Consider the following 1,811-nt stretch of genomic DNA (forward strand, 5'->3'; position numbering starts at 1 on the left):
CCGAAGCGATCGACCTGGTTCCTGACCAGGCGTGGACCCCGGCCTACGATTCCGACGGCCAGGTCCGCGACGGGGCCTGGGTCGCCGAGATCACCGACCTGCTCGATCTGTCGTCGTGGCCGGAAGGCATGCGGGTGATCGTCCGGAAGGAGAGGCCGCATCCGGGTGCACAGTTGCGGTTCACCGACCGCGACGGGCTGCGCCTGACCGCGTTCGTGACGAACACCCGCCGAGGCCAGCTGCCCGATCTGGAGCTGCGGCACCGGCGTAGGGCTCGGTGCGAGGACCGGATCCGAGCAGCGAAAGTCACCGGGTTGCAGAATCTTCCGTTGCACCGTTTCGATCAGAACCGGATTTGGTTGGCGCTCGTGCAACTCGCATGCGAGCTGCTCGCGTGGATGCAGATGCTCGCGTTGACCGAGCTTCCGGCACGGCGGTGGGAACCGAAACGGGTGCGGCTGCGGCTGCTGTCGATCGCGGGGAGGATCGCCCGACATGCCCGCCGTGTTCGTCTGCGGCTGGCCGTCACAGCTCCGGATGTCGATGTTCTCATGGCCGGCCTGAACCGGCTCGCAGCGCTTCCTGCGCCTGCGTGACCAGTTCTTATCTGTCCGATCGAGACGAAAGGAAACCGTTCTCGGGGCCGTGGACCTCGGCGTCACCCGACCGTGTCGGGCGACCGAGCGTAGATGCACACCGGATCCACGGTCTCCACACCCAATCCGAAGCCGCTCAGGCCGGCACGCGGGACTCGCGAAAGATTGAGGCTAGAACTCCTTGCGTAAAGCGGATGAAAGCAGCGTCGAGTGGATAGACGGATGAATGTGACGCACCTAACTTTCATGTAATGAGTGTGGCGATGCAAAGACAGGAAAGGTGATGAGCTTCGTGACTATTGACGGCCGCCTTCTGCGGAACTCTCTCGGACACTTTGCAACCGGTGTCACCGTGGTGACTTACGAAATCGACGGTGAACAGTTGGGGCTGACTTTGAACGCCTTCACTGCCGTGTCCCTCGACCCACCGCTGATACTGGTCTCCCTAGACCGGCGCAGCAACGCCAGCAAGAACCTGGAAGGCCGGCCCTTCGTGGTCAACATCCTTTCCGGCGCTCAGCTGCAGCACGCGATGAACTTCGCGGGAAAACCCCAGCAGGACTGCATTATCGATTGGCACGACTGCACCCCCGGCCAACCGCCGAGATTGGCTGGCTGTGCCGGCTATTTCGAATGCGCACCGTGGCATTCGTACGACGGCGGCGATCACATCTTGTATCTCGGCGAGGTCAAGGACTTCGGGGTCGCCCCAGACGTTGAGCCCCTGCTGTTTTATGGCGGCAAGTTCCGCACGGTGGGGGGATACGCCGACGATGTACTTCAAGCCACCTGAATACAACACGCCTCTCCAGATCCGCCTCTACAGCAAGGAGTTTGAAGATCATGACGACGGAACAGACGGCACCGCCAACCGCCGCCAGTGCCACTACTCGACCACTCAACGGCGAGGAATACCTGGAGAGCATCCGCGACGGGCGCGAGGTGTGGATCTATGGTGAACGTGTCAAGGACGTCACGACCCATCCGGCGTTCCGCAACAGTGCGCGCATGGTCGCCCGCCAATACGACGCCCTTCACGACAAGGAAAACTATCCAAGCCTTCAGGTTCCGACCGACACCGGTAGCGGCGGATACACCCACCCGTTCTTCAAGTCCCCTTATACGAGCAATGACCTGCGTGAATCCGCCGATGCCATTGCGAGTTTCGCTCGCCTGAATTACGGCTGGATGGGCCGCAGCCCCGACTATAAGGCC

At 62.0% G+C, this 1,811-nt stretch carries 3 protein-coding genes; all 3 read left to right on the forward strand.

Going from position 1 to position 1,811, the window contains the following annotated elements:
* On the forward strand, positions 1-596 hold a 596-nt coding region (locus tag K3M35_RS25645; protein WP_220667272.1), incomplete at its 5' end, for a transposase.
* Between the two features lie 283 nt (positions 597-879).
* The gene (locus K3M35_RS25650) at positions 880-1,389 is read left to right on the forward strand and encodes a flavin reductase family protein (protein ID WP_220667273.1); all 510 of its coding nucleotides are present in this window, start codon (positions 880-882) and stop codon (positions 1,387-1,389) included.
* Positions 1,390-1,439: 50 nt separating this feature from the next.
* The coding region (locus K3M35_RS25655) for a 4-hydroxyphenylacetate 3-hydroxylase N-terminal domain-containing protein (RefSeq protein ID WP_308257128.1) at positions 1,440-1,811 on the forward strand (372 nt) is incomplete at its 3' end.

The organism is Rhodococcus sp. DMU2021 (genome assembly GCF_019641445.1).
In the GTDB taxonomy this organism is placed as follows: Bacteria; Actinomycetota; Actinomycetes; order Mycobacteriales; family Mycobacteriaceae; genus Rhodococcus; species Rhodococcus pyridinivorans.